The following is a 12,930-nucleotide window of genomic DNA, read 5'->3' as shown; positions in this document are numbered from 1 at the left end:
GCACGACGGCGACCTGCTTGCTCGCGGCGATGATCGTCTTGCTGCTCACGTGTGCGATCTGGCAGTCCGCGTATCCGTGGCTGGCGTGGCCGCGTGCTTTCGCCGAGGCCGGTACGGTCGGTGCGATTGCGGATTGGTATGCGGTGGTCGCGTTGTTCCGCCGACCGTGCGGCATACCGATCCCGCACACCGCGATCATTCCTCAAAACCAGCAGCGCATCGCGGAGAGTCTCGGCAACTTTGTCGAAGAGAACTTCCTGACACCCGAGGTGATCGTCGGGCGGCTGAGTGGCTTCAACGCGGCGCAAGCGCTGGCGGAGTGGCTTTCAGCGCGGGAAAATAGCGCGTTCATCGCGGAGGCGGCCGCCGCCTCGCTACCCCGAATGCTCGATGACATCGACGAGACCGACATCGAACACCTCTTCGATCAACTCGTGATTCCACGCTTGCGCGAGCTCGAGGTCTCTCGCGTCGCGAGCGGGGTCCTGAATATCCTCACCGAAGGCAACCGGCATCAGCCTCTTCTGGATCGCGGATTGATCGCAGTGGAAGCTTGGTTGAGCGGCAACGTAGACTTGATTCAAGCGAAATTCAGCGAGGCTTCCAAGTTCACGCCGGCGGCGCTGGACGCCTACATCGTCAAGAAGTTTATCGATGGCGTCGTCGCGCTGATCCATGAGGTCGTCGCGAATCCGGAGCATGAGCTTAGGAGCCGATTCGACGCTGCCATCCACGATTTATCCAATGAGCTGCGCACGTCAGCGGTGTATCGCCGGTATGGCAGGCTGTTGTTGCGCGACTGTATTCGGCATCTGGACGAGGGTGGCTATTACCGTGTCCTCCTCGAACATGTCCGCGAATTCGTGCTTGCCGATCTCGGAGGCGAGCGCTCCGTCGTGCGGGACATGCTCGCAAGTACGCTGGTGTCCTTGGGCAAAGGCGTGGCGCGTGACGCTTCCATGCAGCAAAAACTGAATGCGTGGTGGCTCGATGTCGCCAAGCGGCTCGTGGTGCGTCACCGCCATCATCTGTCGGCCCTGATCACCGACGTCGTATCAGGCTGGGACGCGAAAGAGGTGAGCCGGAAGATCGAGGCGGAGATCGGTCGAGACCTGCAATACATTCGAATCAACGGCACGTTTGTCGGCGGCATGGTCGGTGTCGTGATCCATGCCTGCCTGTTCGTTGTCGTGCGCTAAGCGCCACGCAAAGCCTGCAGCTAGCCGATGAGTTGCAGATGGTCGACAAGGATGGTCGTGCCGATGCCGATCAGCACCACGCCACCAGCCATCTCCGCACGCTTGCCTGCAACGTTCCCGATGACACGTCCAAGCATCACGCCGAGGGTGACCATCGTCATCGTCGCAAGACCGATCGCGATTGCGGTCGAGTAGATATTGACGTCGACAAACGCGAGGCCGGCGCCCACCGCCATGGCGTCGATGCTGGTGGCGAAGCCCGTCAGCGCCAGCAGCCAGAACGAGTGGGACATGGGCTTCGCCTCTTCAGCCTGTTTGGACAAGCCGTTGAAAATCATGCGGGCGCCGAGGACGAATAGCAACGCGAAGGCGATCCAGTGATCCCACGCGGAGACGTATTGCGCGGCGGCTTTTCCAAGGAACCAGCCGACCAGGGGAGTCAGCGCCTCGATGACGCCGAAGATGAGGCCGGTTCTGAGCGCTTCCCGCAAGCTTGGGCGATGAAGCGTGGCGCCTTTGCCGATTGCGGCCGCGAAAGCGTCGGTGGACATGGCAAAGGCGAGGAACAGCGTTGCGACGGGATTCATGAGAGTAGAGGCTCAAGGTCGGGCGGAAAACCGCGACACCCCTCCGCGCCCGACCGGTCGCGTGGGGTGTCGATGGTCTTGCCAACCGGATGGCTGCCTGCACCACGGTCTGGGCGACCGAGTATGTTGACGCAGGCGCTTCTGCATAGAGCAGAAGCAGGCTACTCCCCAAAGACGAGGCGCGAGCATATCACGGCGAAAGGTTTTTGTAATTATTTCCGCGTCCTCATCTTCAGGCAGTTATTGGTGATGTTGCTTTCAAGCAGTTATAATTGCGCCCACTTCTTCGGGGAGTAGCCGCCCGGGACGCGATGTTCCGGGGCGCACGTCAACATACTTGTCGGCCGCAAGGCGACATGGCGTGTGCAGCGACAGCCTGGCAAGACCGATGACGCCTGTCCCTACCTAACCGGGTCGCGGGGACGCGTGTCATCGATCATTGACTGTGCGGCCCGGGTACAAAAACCCATGGAATCCTTCCTCGTATCGACCAGCGTGGTCGGCCTTGCCGAGATTGGCGACAAGACTCAACTGCTCTCGCTCGTCCTCGCGGCGCGTTATCGCAAACCCCTCCCCATCGTGCTTGGCGTGCTGACCGCGACGTTGGTCAACCACGGTTTTTCGGGCGCGCTTGGCGCATGGCTGGCCAACGTGATCAGCCCAACGATCATGAATTGGGCCGTCGTTTGCTCATTTGTATTGATGGGGTTGTGGATACTCGTCCCTGACAAACTCGACGAATCCGATGCCGTCACGAAGGGCCACATGGGTGTGTTTGGCACCACGGTGCTGACGTTCTTTCTCGCCGAGATGGGCGACAAGACTCAAATCGCGACAGTCGCCTTGGCTGCGCGGTATCACGAAGTCTATGGCGTGGTTGCGGGCACGACCTTGGGCATGATGCTCGCGAATGTACCGGCTATCTACTTTGGCAGCCGATTCGCGGATCGCCTGCCGACCAAGGCCGTGCATGTGGTGGCTGCCATCATCTTCATCGTGATGGGTGGTCTTGCTCTGAGGACGGCGCTTTATCCGGAAGCTCACGCCCTGTTGTGATGCATCGGGGCGTGAGCACGGTATCGAACCCTATCGCGCGTATCGAGGAACATGCGTGTTGTCACGCATGTCCTCTCACATCTTCAAGTCAAGGCGCCCATAGACGCCGTCCGCTTCCTTATTCGGGCCCGCGGCAAAAAACAACGTGTTCGTGGGCTGGTTATCGAGCCCATTGCCAAAGGCAATACCCCAGAGTCCATCTTGTTGGAACACCGTGTTATTGGACAGCGTGATGCTCCCGATGAACGCCCCGCTCGCCGGGTCGAACACGTTGATCAGACCATCGCCGAAGTTGCCGACCAGGATGTCCCCGCTAAAGTGGCCGAAGTTGCCCGGCGCCTGCGCGATTCCCCATGGCGCATTCAAATGACCGCCGGATGCAAAGCGCTGCAGCAGGTTTCCGGCCGTATCGTAGACGTCGACGAACCCCAACCCCGCACCCGCGACGTCATCGTGCTTCTCCGCATTCTGCATGGCGTAGGTCACGAACAGCTTCGACCCAATCGCCTGAATACCAAACGGAGCAAAGCCCGTGGGCAACGTCGGATCCTGAAACTTGCCGGGCATCGCGACCTTCGAAAAGTTCGTGTCGAACACGTCTATCTTGTTGTTGTGGAAATCGGTCGCATAAAGAAAGTTCGCTGCCCCGTTGCTTGCTATCGCGAGACCTTTGTAGACGGCGCCTCCGCTAGCGTCGTCAAAGGCAAGGATTGCCACAGTCGGGTTGACGGCGGGCGACCACGCGGTGATCGTGCCGCCTTCGCCGTCGAAGATGAATGCGGGAACGCCGGTCTTGCCGCCCTGGCTGACGCTGAAGCTCTTGGTGCTGTTGAACACGATGCCCGTGGGGTCCGCGGGTCCACTGAAGCCTGGCGGAATGGTGACCACGAGCGTTTGGGGTACGCCGTTGCCGTCGTACAGCGTCGCAACCGACGTGCCATTGTCGGCAACCCAAACGAAGCCTGCCGGATTGAACGCGATGCCCCACGAATTCTGCAAGTTCGGATCGGTGTGCGCGGCGGGCACAGCGCCATCGGAGACCAGCGCTGTCTGAGTGAACAACGTTGGGGTAAAGGAGCTGTCGCCGCCACCGCCGCACGAGGCGATCGTCGCTAGCGCGACAGTTCCTGCAATCAGGCTCAATACAGTAGCTACAGATTTCATCGTGCCGTCTCCTGCGTCGCCGCATGCACATCGCAAGCAGTAAACGAACGGCAGCGGCGCATTATTCCGCACTGAATCCCTGGAATAAGTCACACGGGCCACTCGTTTAGTCGGCATGGTATTCACGGCCAACGCTGCCCGCGCAACGCTGTTGCGTGCGTATGCATGGAAACAAGCATCCTTGCGCGCGATAAGTCGACGGCGGCAAGTGGCCAGTTCAACGAAAGGTGCGATCATGGGTCTCGCCCATCAAACGATGATTCTCGTCAGCGCGATTACGCTCGGTGTCTCTCCGGGTTACAGCTATGCGCAGCAGGTCCTGAAAGCGACGCTTTTGTCGAACTCGATTCACCTGGAAACCAGTCAAGTCAAAGCGGGGAGCGTAACGTTCGATGTCCATAACGCTGCCGATAACAGCATGGTTCACGAACTCGTTGTACTAAAGACGCCCGTCGCCGATGACGCACTTCCGGTAAGCAAGGGCCAGGTACCTGAACGGAAGTTTCAAAAGATGGGTGAAGTCGAAGATGTCGCTCCGGGTAAGAGTCGGCGCCTGACGCTCAAGCTCGTTCCTGGTCACTACGTGCTCGTTTGCAACAAGCCGGGACATTATTCGATGGGGATGCATACCTCGCTTACCGTGACACCGTGATTGGCGCCAGCGAGTTTGTGTGTTCCAACTTGGAGGAATAAACGCTGCGCGACTAGTTGAGTTTGACTAGCCCAAGCGCCTGCGCGCGCGAGACAGCTTGAGCGCGTTTGTCGACAGCGAGCTTCATAAAGATGCTCTTGACGTGGGACTTGACCGTTTCAGGTGTGATCCCAAGCGTGCGCGCAATTTCTTTGTTGGACTGTCCCTTTGCGATCAGCTCGATGATGCCGCGCTCGCGTGAGCTGAGGCGGTCTCGCTCGACTTCTGGCCGGGGCTTGCTGTCGGGTTCGTGCAGTGCTTGCCAGCTATTCACGAGACGGTCTAGCCACGCGACGATTTCCTGCGCCTTGGCCGTGGTGCGAGCGCTGTCGCGCGCCAAGAGCAATAGCGGGCCGATGTCCGGTCCTTGATCGACTATCGACTGGAAGACGCCGCCCGGCGCCGCGATAGCCGCCACTTCAAAAAATATCTCGAGCGCCTGGTCGCGCTCGCCTGCGTTGAACCACGCAAGCGCGAGGACAGTGCGCAGGCGCAGTGCGAAATACCTTCCGTTTAGGCGCTCGAGCCGCTCCACGGCGTCGCTGAGCCGCTCGACGGCCTCTTGCGTTTGATGCCTGGCTATCGCGAGATACGCGGCCCCGAAGTCCCGATAGTTCTCGATCTCCGGCGACACCGCGCCAGACGACTCCGCGTCGGCGGCAGCCAACTGACGGAGTTGCGTCACGCATGCGCCCGCTTCGGCAAACCGGCCTTCTCTCAGATTGAGCCGTGTTCTCTCCGAAAGCACGGCGGCGACCAGCCGGTTCCATCCGCGCGCTTGACCCAGCGCCTGTGCGTTGTCGAGCAACGCATACGCATGCGAAAAATTGGAGCGCGCGACGGCGATTCGAACGAGCACGCGGTAGCAAATCAGGACGCTGTCGAGAAATACCGCGAGTTCGACGATAGGCATGAGGTCGACGAGCATCGCCTCGGCTTCGTCGAGCCGGCCCTGCTCGTAGCGCATTTGAGCGACCATCGGGGCGCACAGCGCGGCCGCGATCGAGTGCCGGCCAGAGTGGCGCTCGGCGAGATCCAGCGCTTCGCTAAACAGGCGCTCCGCGTGCGAAAAATGCACCTGCTGCATTTCCACATGGCCGAGCAGGCAAAGCCGATAGACCGACGAGAACACGCTGCGCTGATCTTCCTCGATCGAATCGGGAATCCAGGGCATGGCGTGCAGGGCCTCGAGATTGCCCGTTTTCCAGTGGGCGAAGCGCGCCACGTTCGAGACTGCGTTGGAGGTCCATGAATCGCGCGTCGATCGCGCGAGATATTGCTGCGCGAGCGAGAGCGCGGTGTGCGGATCATCCTGCAAGGCGGCGAGCGCCGAGCGAATCGCCACGCACTCCCAGCGGATGGTGTCGGCGTCGGCGGCTCGGTTGGCGGCATCGCGCTCGATCGATTCCACCAGCGAGACCGCGTCGTCGAAACGCATGGCGAGGACCGTGCCCCAAGCCGTCGCCAGCGTGACGGTGATCTGCGCTCGCATCAAGTCGGATGGGAATTGACGCTGCCAGCCGACCAGCGTGAGCAGATCGCCTTGTTTAAGGAGCGACTTGGCGCAGTGCTCCATGAGGCGGATGGCGTCGTCGGTCGCGCCGGCCGCGATGGCGTGCCTGACGGCGTCGGTCCACTGGCGATCAGCTGCATACCACTGCCACGCTCGCCTATGCAGCTCGGTGACTTCGTCGCGGTATCGCGCTTCCAACTGACGCTGGAGGTACTCGGCCATCAGCGGGTGATAGCGGAACCAATGTCCTTCCGAATCCATCGGCTCCAGCAGCAACTGGCGCGCGACGATGGCGTCCAGCATGTCTTGGCTCGGTCCGACGCCAAGGCCGGTGACCGCTTCGCAAAGCGGCGCGCTCAGACGATCGAGTATCGCGCAACGCACCATGAACTCGAGCATCTCGGCAGGTAGAGACTGAAGGATGTCTTCGAGGTAATCCGCCAGCGGCCTCGATGCGCCGGTCGGCACGCTCGCCGTCCAGCCTCGGGGGCGATCATCGCGCGCCAGCACGGATGCGGAGATGCGCAATGCCGCGGCCCAGCCTTCGGTCGTCGCGAACAGCGACTTCACGTCTGCGCCGCGGACCTTGCCGCGCCATTCGTGCTCGACGAAGCGGCGCGTCTCGTCGAAGTTGAATCGCAACGTCGATGCGTCGAGTTCCAATAGATCGTTGCGCGCGCGCAGCTTGGCCGTGGGAAGCGGGGGATCGGTTCGGCTGCACAGCACCACGTGGACCTGCGAGGGCATGTTGGCGATGAAGAGCGCCATCGCTTCGTGAATCGGCGCCTCGCTGATCAGGTGGTAGTCGTCGATGAAGAGGTAGACCTCGTCGTCGACGTCGATCAGCTCGTTGATCAGCGTCGTCGCCAGCGCATTCGCCGGCACGAACGTCGCTTCGGCGGTCAAGCCGATCACCGACGCGCCGACGTCGCCGCAAGCTTGCTGCAATGCATGCGCGAGATGATTGAAGTAGCGAGCGGGTTCGTTGTCTTCGGCGTCGAGAGAGAGCCACGCGATCCGGGCGCTGTTGGCTCCGAGGACCTTTAGCCAAGTGAGCGCGAGCGAGGTCTTGCCAAAACCGGCGGGCGCCTTGATCACCGTCAGGCGCTTCTTTTCTGTCTGCGCGGCGAGGCCGGCGAGGCGCGGGCGATCGATCAAGCCCGTGGGCAAGCGTGGCGGAACGACCTTGGTGGCAAGCAGCACGGATTGCCTCATCGAAGGCGTTGCTCGGAGAGTGTCGATCTTAGTGCGATGCACCATTCTGGGCACTAGGTATAAGACCGGGTATTTCGGGGTAGACCGTCCAGGCTACTGGGCCGGCTCGTTATGGTTGCGCTGCGCGGTGCGATAGCGCCCCGGGCTCACGCCGGTCATGCGCTTGAAAGCGATGCTGAACGCCGTGTCCGACAGGTAGCCGATGCGTTCGGCGATCGACATCAGCGGTTCGTCGGAGTCTTTGAGCGCTGTCATCGCAAGCGCCATGCGCCATTGATGGAGATAGTCGAGCGGGGCGCTTCCCACCATTTGACGGAAGCGCGTCGCAAATGCCGTGCGCGACATGCCGACATTCGACGCGAGCGATTCGACCGTCCAGCGTTGCTGCGGCGAGCCGTGCATCATCGACAGCGCCGGGCCCACTTTGACGTCGGACAGCGCCTTCAGCCAGCCATCGGCGAGTTCGCCCCCGGCGATATAGGCGCGCAGGGTCTGCACCAGGACCAGTGTCGCGAGGCTGGTCTTGACGACCTCCGAGCCCGGCGCGGAATCGCCCGTTTCTATCCGGAGCAGCGCGAGCACGTGGGAAAGCGCATGGGCCGCGACGTCGGCGGCGCGCAGATGAATGAGCGGCGGCAGATGCTGGAGCAGCATGCCCGTCACGTCGTTGTCGAAGACGAAACGTCCGCTCGCGAGACTGACGGGCGCGACGTTGCCGGGACCGCGAAATCGCACGACGCCGTCCGCGCCACGGATCGTGGGGTAGGTCGCCGGGCCATCGAGCGGCGCGCACGCGGGATCGCTGGCCGAACAGAACGGCTGTCCGTTCGTCAGCAAATAGAAATCTCCTTCGTCGATTGCGCGGTGCTCGGCATCGTCGGCCATGCGCAGATAGAGCCGTCCGCGCAGCACCGTGCCGAACTTCATGTGCCGATACGCGGGAAACCGGAAGGCCCATGCACCCTCGCCCTCGAAGCGGGAAGAGAGGCTGCTCGCCACCTTCAGCACCGACAAGACGTCGGACAAAGCGTCCATAAATGTACGATCGATAAGAAAATTGGGCTGATTGATTATATGAACTTCTAGTTGCGTGCGGGAAGATCACGCTGACGCGGCGCCGGAAAACCGCGGATTTTCTTTGAATGAGGCACGCCTTATGAAAGCCTGGCAACTGAGCCGCTCGGGCGGCGATCTCCAACTGGTCGACGTGCCGCTACCCGAACCTCGTCCCGGCAGTGTCGTCGTCAAGATGCAGATGTCGGCGGTGATGTCCTACATGCGCCGCTACGTGGCCGGCGCGCTGCCGGTCTATCACGCGCCGGACCGTCCGTTCATCCCGGGAGGCAACGGCGTGGGCATCGTGCATGCGGTGGGCAGGGACGTGTGGCACTTGAAGCCCGGACAGCGCGTCGTGATTTCGTCGCACTTCGTGGCCAACGAGAACGTCCGCGATCCGGCGCAGATGCTGATCGGTGTCACCGCGGCGGGCGGCGTTGGCTACGCGATGCAAGCGGATTGGCCGGACGGCACGCTCGCGCAATACGCGTTGCTGCCGGCATCGACGTTGACCGCAGCCGACGCGCTCGACGATCTGGACGCGCAACAGCTTGCCCTGTCGACGCGATTTGTCGTGCCGTTCGGTGGACTGTTGCGAGGGCGGCTCACTGTCGGCGAGACGGTCGCCGTGTCCGGCGCGACGGGCGCCTATGGCAGCGCAGCGGCATTGCTGGCGGTGGCGATGGGGGCTGGGCGGGTCGTTGCCGTTGGGCGGAATTTGGAAGCGCTAAAGGCACTCGATGAGAGAGGCAGCGGCCGGATCGTGCCGGTGGTGGTCTCCGGCGACGTTGCGCACGACGCGGCATCGATTCGCGATGCCGCGCGTGGCCCCGTTGATCTCGCGTTCGACATGGTCGGAAACGCAAGCGATCCGAACCTGACGCTTGCCGCGCTGCGCAGCCTCGGACGCGAAGGGCGGCTCGTGCTGATGGGCAGCATGGCGGTCGATCTCCCCGTTCCCTATACGGAGGTCATGTTGAACGGCTGGGAAATCATCGGCCAGTTCATGTATCCGCGCGATGCGTATCGACGGCTGCTGTCGTTGATGGGGACGGGCGCGTTGGATGTCGGCGCGCTGCATCCGGTGGTCTTCGGCATGACGCAAATCGAGGCCGCCATCGATCGTGCCGCCGATGCGTCGGGCGTCGAGTGCGTTCTGATCGACCATGAGGCCTAACGCCGACGGCAGGCGCGCAATTCGGGCTATTTCACCTGTTCAAGTAATTCGGGATCCGAAACAGTATCGAACGGTGTCGTCATCTCTTGAACGCGCTTCGAGGGCGTCCGGTTCAGCAGCAGGCGCGTGACATCGGGCCGCGAATAATGTCCTGCCGGGTCGGCTGCGCTTTTGGCGATTGAAATGACGCCGAGATCGAGGTCGGCATATAGCAGACCCTCGTAAGTGTCGTCCACAACAGGTGTCAGCAGGCGGCCGTCCGGGCCAAAGATCGCTGCGTGACCGCCACCGGCCCGAATCAGACCATGCTTCTCCGGCGTATCGCACAACGCTTGAATCATGGACTCGGAGACGGTGGCGCACGGCGCGAGGAAGAAGCATTGCCCTTCGACGGCGTATACGCGGCTCACCGCGATGTTGACCTCGGGACCGAGCGCGTTCGCAAAAGGCTGGTACAGCGAGAAGCTGGGCCACGCGCCAATATGGATCTGTTCATTCTGCGCGTACATGGCGTATTTCGACAGTGGTTGCAGATGCTCCCAGCAGCTGAGCGAGCCGATGCGCCCTAGCGCCGTGTCGAGCACAGCAAGATCGCTGCCGTCGCCCTCGCCGAACACGGTGCGCTCGACGTGAGTCGGCTTCAGCTTTCGCCGCCGCGAAATTGTCTGCCCGTCAGGACCAATCAGCCACTGTGCGATATAAAGACTTCCACCGTCACGTTCTGCGAATCCTAAGGAAACCGTAATTTTGTGGGCCGCTGCGGCTGACGAGATTCGCTCGGCCTGGGGCGTTCCATATTGCAGGGCGTTGTCGAAGTACCTCTGCACGAAGCCTTGTTCCATCGCCCAAGCCGGACTGCCCAGCCAGATGTGCGACGGGTAGCCTGGAATCCACGTTTCCGGAAAAGCGATCAGTTGCGCACCTTCGCGACCGGCTTCGGCGATGAGCGATACGGCCCGGTCAACCGCGCCATCGAGGTCGAGAAAAACCGGTGCGGCCTGCACGACAGCCGCTTTGAAGTTCGGATGGCTCATGCCCATGGATACGCTCCTTTAAGAAATCAATCGTCGGACTGGCACATCGTAGGTATCGCCGCATGGTTTGATAATTCGTGTTTTGTGAGGGGCTGTCGATAATCCCGGTATCGAATCAGTGAATGTTTCTCGACCGCTCACACGCCGCGTGTTGCGGCGACAGCCTTGATCTCGACGAACAGCGTCGGCCTGGCCAATGCCGCGACCCCGAGAATGGTCCATGCCGGCGCGTTGTCCTTGATGTAACGGTCCTTGATCTCGCGAAACGCCGCAAGCTGCTTGTCGATATCGACGTGATAGCTGACGAGTTCGACGAGATCCTCGAAGCCCAGTCCGGCGGCTTGCAGGATCGCGCCGAGCCGCTGAAAAGCGAGATCGATCTGTTCTTCGACGCTGGCGGGAATCGTCCCGTCAGCCCGGAGCCCGATCTGGCCGGCCACGAACAGCAGACCGCCGGCCGCAACCGCGGGCGCGTAGTTGAACGTTTTGAACACATCCGTGCTGCCGAGAACGGGATGGGGATTCGAAAGGGCGAGGGTGGTTTTGGAGGCTTGCATGATGAGGTCCTTAAAAAATTTCGCGCTGAGTTAAGAAGCGCTGAGCGATCCGCGACGAACCTGGTCCTGCTCCTGCGATTCGAACAGCGCCTTGAAATTGCCTTCGCCGAAGCCGTCCTCGCCGCGTCGCTCGATGATCTCGAAGAAGATGGGGCCGATCTGGCGTCGCGTGAACCGCTGCAGCAAGATCCTGCCGTCGCCCTTGCCGTCCAGCAAAATGCCCCGGCGTTCGATGCTGTCGAGCTTCTGACCGTGGCCAGGAACCCGTGCGTCGAGATGCTGGTAGTAGGTCTTCGGCGGCGCATCCATGAACTCGATCCCGGCCGTTTCTAAAGCCGCAATGGTCCGTTCGATGTTCGACGACAGCAACGCAATGTGCTGAATGCCCTCGCCGTTGTAGTCGCGGATGAATTCGTCGTTCTGATTCAGCACGCCGGGCTGGTCGTGCGCGGCAGCGGCAATCGGGATCGAGACCTTCCCGCACGGGCTGACCATCGACCTGGCCCGCATGCCCGTCTGCTTGCCCTTCACGTCGAGATACTGCTTCTGCACGAATGAGAAGGTGTCCTGATAGAAGTCGGCCCACCGATCGAGGTTTTCCGGCTTCACGATATTCGACGTGTGATCGATCGCTTCGATCGCGGCATCGATAACCGACGTAGCCGGGTCCCGCCGATACGAAACGGAAAACTCGGACGCGAAGTCATGTTCGACGAAGTAGACCAAGCTGTCGCCGATACCCACAATGGCGGTCGACTTGACGACGTGTTCGCCAAAATCGGCGGGCGACGCCAAGCACGCCCCGCCTGCCAGGGCCTGCGCCAACGCATTCGCTGCGCTATCCACTTTGATCCCGATCGCCCGCGCCGAAGCGCCGTGGAGATCGCGAAACGGGTTCGGTTTGGGATTCACGATGAAGGCCGCCTCGTTCTGACGCAGAAGAACGGAGCCGGTCTTTTCATGTTGCCCGACCACCCCGAACCCAAACTTCTCGAACAGGGAAACGAGCGCCTCCGGGTCCGGGCCCACAAACTCGACAAAGGCGAATCCCGCAGTCGTAACGTGTTTCATAGGGTTGTCCGCAAATAAGTTAGCAACGGCTAAATTTTGCTTCTGATTCGCTTCCCATGAGCTTTAGAATCAAAAGTCACCAGGCGCTGACACTTTTGTTTTCATGGAAAACGCGGACCGAAACTTTCTCGATGCGATGGACCTGAAGCTGGTCAAGATTCTGCTTCGTGACGGCAGAGCGCCTTACAAGTCGCTTGCGGCTGAAGTCGGGCTCACGGCGCCGGCGTGTGCCGAGCGGGTTCGCCGCTTAAAGGAGCGCGGGGTCATCAAGGGGTATCGCGCCGAAGTGGACTGGACGCGCCTTGGCTTTCCGATCCACGCGGTGATCCGAATCGCCGCTACGGCCGAGCGGGGCACGAGCCTTCTCAAGACGTTTCGCGAGACGCCAAACGTCGTGGAAGTGCTGCGGGTCACCGGCTCGGACAGCTACATCCTCCAGGTGCTGGCCCGTTCGAGCGTGGAACTGGAGGCTGTCATCGACAGAATCGGCAGCTTTGGCACAATCACCACGTCGCTTGTGCTTTCGATACCCGTGCCTGCGTCCGAACGCGTAAGCCAAGTGCTTTAGGGTGAATTGCAAGGCGATCGAGCCGCAAGCCAGCATTCGGTC

General features: G+C 61.4%; 12 protein-coding genes and 2 riboswitches. Of the genes, 5 read left to right on the top strand and 7 right to left on the bottom strand.

The features are described 5' to 3' along the window. The first annotated feature begins 17 nt into the window (after positions 1-17). Positions 18-1,199 carry a DUF445 domain-containing protein gene (locus tag AAHK20_RS26645; RefSeq protein WP_449184471.1) on the top strand — a complete coding sequence of 394 codons (1,182 nt, stop codon included), beginning with the start codon at positions 18-20 and terminating at the stop codon, positions 1,197-1,199. 20 nt (positions 1,200-1,219) lie between these two features. Here the strand turns inward: AAHK20_RS26645 and mntP are convergent, their stop codons facing one another. Further along, positions 1,220-1,786, bottom strand: coding sequence for a manganese efflux pump MntP (gene mntP / locus AAHK20_RS26640; protein ID WP_449184470.1), 567 nt, complete (start codon positions 1,784-1,786; stop codon positions 1,220-1,222). A 7-nt stretch (positions 1,787-1,793) separates the two neighbouring features. Continuing rightward, positions 1,794-1,968, bottom strand: a riboswitch (yybP-ykoY riboswitch). A gap of 94 nt (positions 1,969-2,062) precedes the next feature. Further along, positions 2,063-2,244: riboswitch (yybP-ykoY riboswitch) on the top strand. A gap of 10 nt (positions 2,245-2,254) precedes the next feature. Between mntP and AAHK20_RS26635 the strand changes: the two genes are divergently transcribed. Continuing rightward, a complete protein-coding gene (locus tag AAHK20_RS26635; protein WP_449184469.1) occupies positions 2,255-2,842 on the top strand; it encodes a TMEM165/GDT1 family protein in 588 nt (195 codons plus the stop codon). A gap of 75 nt (positions 2,843-2,917) precedes the next feature. On the opposite strand, the gene AAHK20_RS26630 is transcribed toward AAHK20_RS26635, so the two are convergent. Continuing rightward, on the bottom strand, positions 2,918-4,006 hold the full coding sequence (locus AAHK20_RS26630; protein ID WP_449184544.1) for a TIGR03118 family protein: 1,089 nt from the start codon (positions 4,004-4,006) through the stop codon (positions 2,918-2,920). Between the two features lie 235 nt (positions 4,007-4,241). On the opposite strand from AAHK20_RS26630, the gene AAHK20_RS26625 reads away from it, so the two are divergent. After that, positions 4,242-4,658 carry a plastocyanin/azurin family copper-binding protein gene (locus tag AAHK20_RS26625; RefSeq protein WP_449184468.1) on the top strand — a complete coding sequence of 139 codons (417 nt, stop codon included), beginning with the start codon at positions 4,242-4,244 and terminating at the stop codon, positions 4,656-4,658. A gap of 52 nt (positions 4,659-4,710) precedes the next feature. Here the strand turns inward: AAHK20_RS26625 and AAHK20_RS26620 are convergent, their stop codons facing one another. Together AAHK20_RS26620 and AAHK20_RS26615 are read right to left on the bottom strand one after the other, a co-directional pair. Next, positions 4,711-7,425: a winged helix-turn-helix domain-containing protein gene (locus AAHK20_RS26620; protein WP_449184467.1), complete on the bottom strand. Its 2,715-nt coding sequence runs from the start codon at positions 7,423-7,425 to the stop codon at positions 4,711-4,713. Between the two features lie 93 nt (positions 7,426-7,518). Next, positions 7,519-8,460, bottom strand: coding sequence for an AraC family transcriptional regulator (locus tag AAHK20_RS26615; protein WP_449184466.1), 942 nt, complete (start codon positions 8,458-8,460; stop codon positions 7,519-7,521). A 121-nt stretch (positions 8,461-8,581) separates the two neighbouring features. Here AAHK20_RS26615 and AAHK20_RS26610 point away from each other — a divergent pair, with 121 nt between their 5' ends. Next, complete coding sequence (locus AAHK20_RS26610; protein WP_449184465.1) at positions 8,582-9,658, top strand: zinc-binding dehydrogenase; 1,077 nt, start codon at positions 8,582-8,584, stop codon at positions 9,656-9,658. 26 nt (positions 9,659-9,684) lie between these two features. Here the strand turns inward: AAHK20_RS26610 and AAHK20_RS26605 are convergent, their stop codons facing one another. The 3 genes from AAHK20_RS26605 to hppD all read right to left on the bottom strand — a co-directional run bounded on the left by AAHK20_RS26605 (position 9,685) and on the right by hppD (position 12,320). Further along, the gene (locus tag AAHK20_RS26605) at positions 9,685-10,698 is read right to left on the bottom strand and encodes a carbon-nitrogen hydrolase family protein (protein ID WP_449184464.1); all 1,014 of its coding nucleotides are present in this window, start codon (positions 10,696-10,698) and stop codon (positions 9,685-9,687) included. Between the two features lie 131 nt (positions 10,699-10,829). Continuing rightward, positions 10,830-11,249, bottom strand: coding sequence for a RidA family protein (locus AAHK20_RS26600; protein ID WP_449184463.1), 420 nt, complete (start codon positions 11,247-11,249; stop codon positions 10,830-10,832). 30 nt (positions 11,250-11,279) lie between these two features. Further along, complete coding sequence (gene hppD / locus AAHK20_RS26595; RefSeq protein ID WP_449184462.1) at positions 11,280-12,320, bottom strand: 4-hydroxyphenylpyruvate dioxygenase; 1,041 nt, start codon at positions 12,318-12,320, stop codon at positions 11,280-11,282. Positions 12,321-12,423: 103 nt separating this feature from the next. Between hppD and AAHK20_RS26590 the strand changes: the two genes are divergently transcribed. Then, complete coding sequence (locus AAHK20_RS26590; protein WP_449184461.1) at positions 12,424-12,888, top strand: Lrp/AsnC family transcriptional regulator; 465 nt, start codon at positions 12,424-12,426, stop codon at positions 12,886-12,888. Positions 12,889-12,930: the final 42 nt, after the last annotated feature.

The sequence above is a fragment of the Trinickia camelliae genome (genome assembly GCF_053525655.1).
This window is presented reverse-complemented; position numbering and strand designations above follow the sequence as displayed.

Bases quoted from the DNA above. Each gene is read 5' to 3' on its own strand.
- mntP (WP_449184470.1), bottom strand. From the start codon at position 1,786: ATGAATCCCGTCGCAACGCTGTTCCTCGCCTTTGCCATGTCCACCGAC.
- AAHK20_RS26635 (WP_449184469.1), top strand. From the start codon at position 2,255: ATGGAATCCTTCCTCGTATCGACCAGCGTGGTCGGCCTTGCCGAGATT.
- AAHK20_RS26630 (WP_449184544.1), bottom strand. From the start codon at position 4,006: ATGAAATCTGTAGCTACTGTATTGAGCCTGATTGCAGGAACTGTCGCG.
- AAHK20_RS26625 (WP_449184468.1), top strand. From the start codon at position 4,242: ATGGGTCTCGCCCATCAAACGATGATTCTCGTCAGCGCGATTACGCTC.
- AAHK20_RS26620 (WP_449184467.1), bottom strand. From the start codon at position 7,425: ATGAGGCAATCCGTGCTGCTTGCCACCAAGGTCGTTCCGCCACGCTTG.
- AAHK20_RS26615 (WP_449184466.1), bottom strand. From the start codon at position 8,460: ATGGACGCTTTGTCCGACGTCTTGTCGGTGCTGAAGGTGGCGAGCAGC.
- AAHK20_RS26610 (WP_449184465.1), top strand. From the start codon at position 8,582: ATGAAAGCCTGGCAACTGAGCCGCTCGGGCGGCGATCTCCAACTGGTC.
- AAHK20_RS26605 (WP_449184464.1), bottom strand. From the start codon at position 10,698: ATGGGCATGAGCCATCCGAACTTCAAAGCGGCTGTCGTGCAGGCCGCA.
- AAHK20_RS26600 (WP_449184463.1), bottom strand. From the start codon at position 11,249: ATGCAAGCCTCCAAAACCACCCTCGCCCTTTCGAATCCCCATCCCGTT.
- hppD (WP_449184462.1), bottom strand. From the start codon at position 12,320: ATGAAACACGTTACGACTGCGGGATTCGCCTTTGTCGAGTTTGTGGGC.
- AAHK20_RS26590 (WP_449184461.1), top strand. From the start codon at position 12,424: ATGGAAAACGCGGACCGAAACTTTCTCGATGCGATGGACCTGAAGCTG.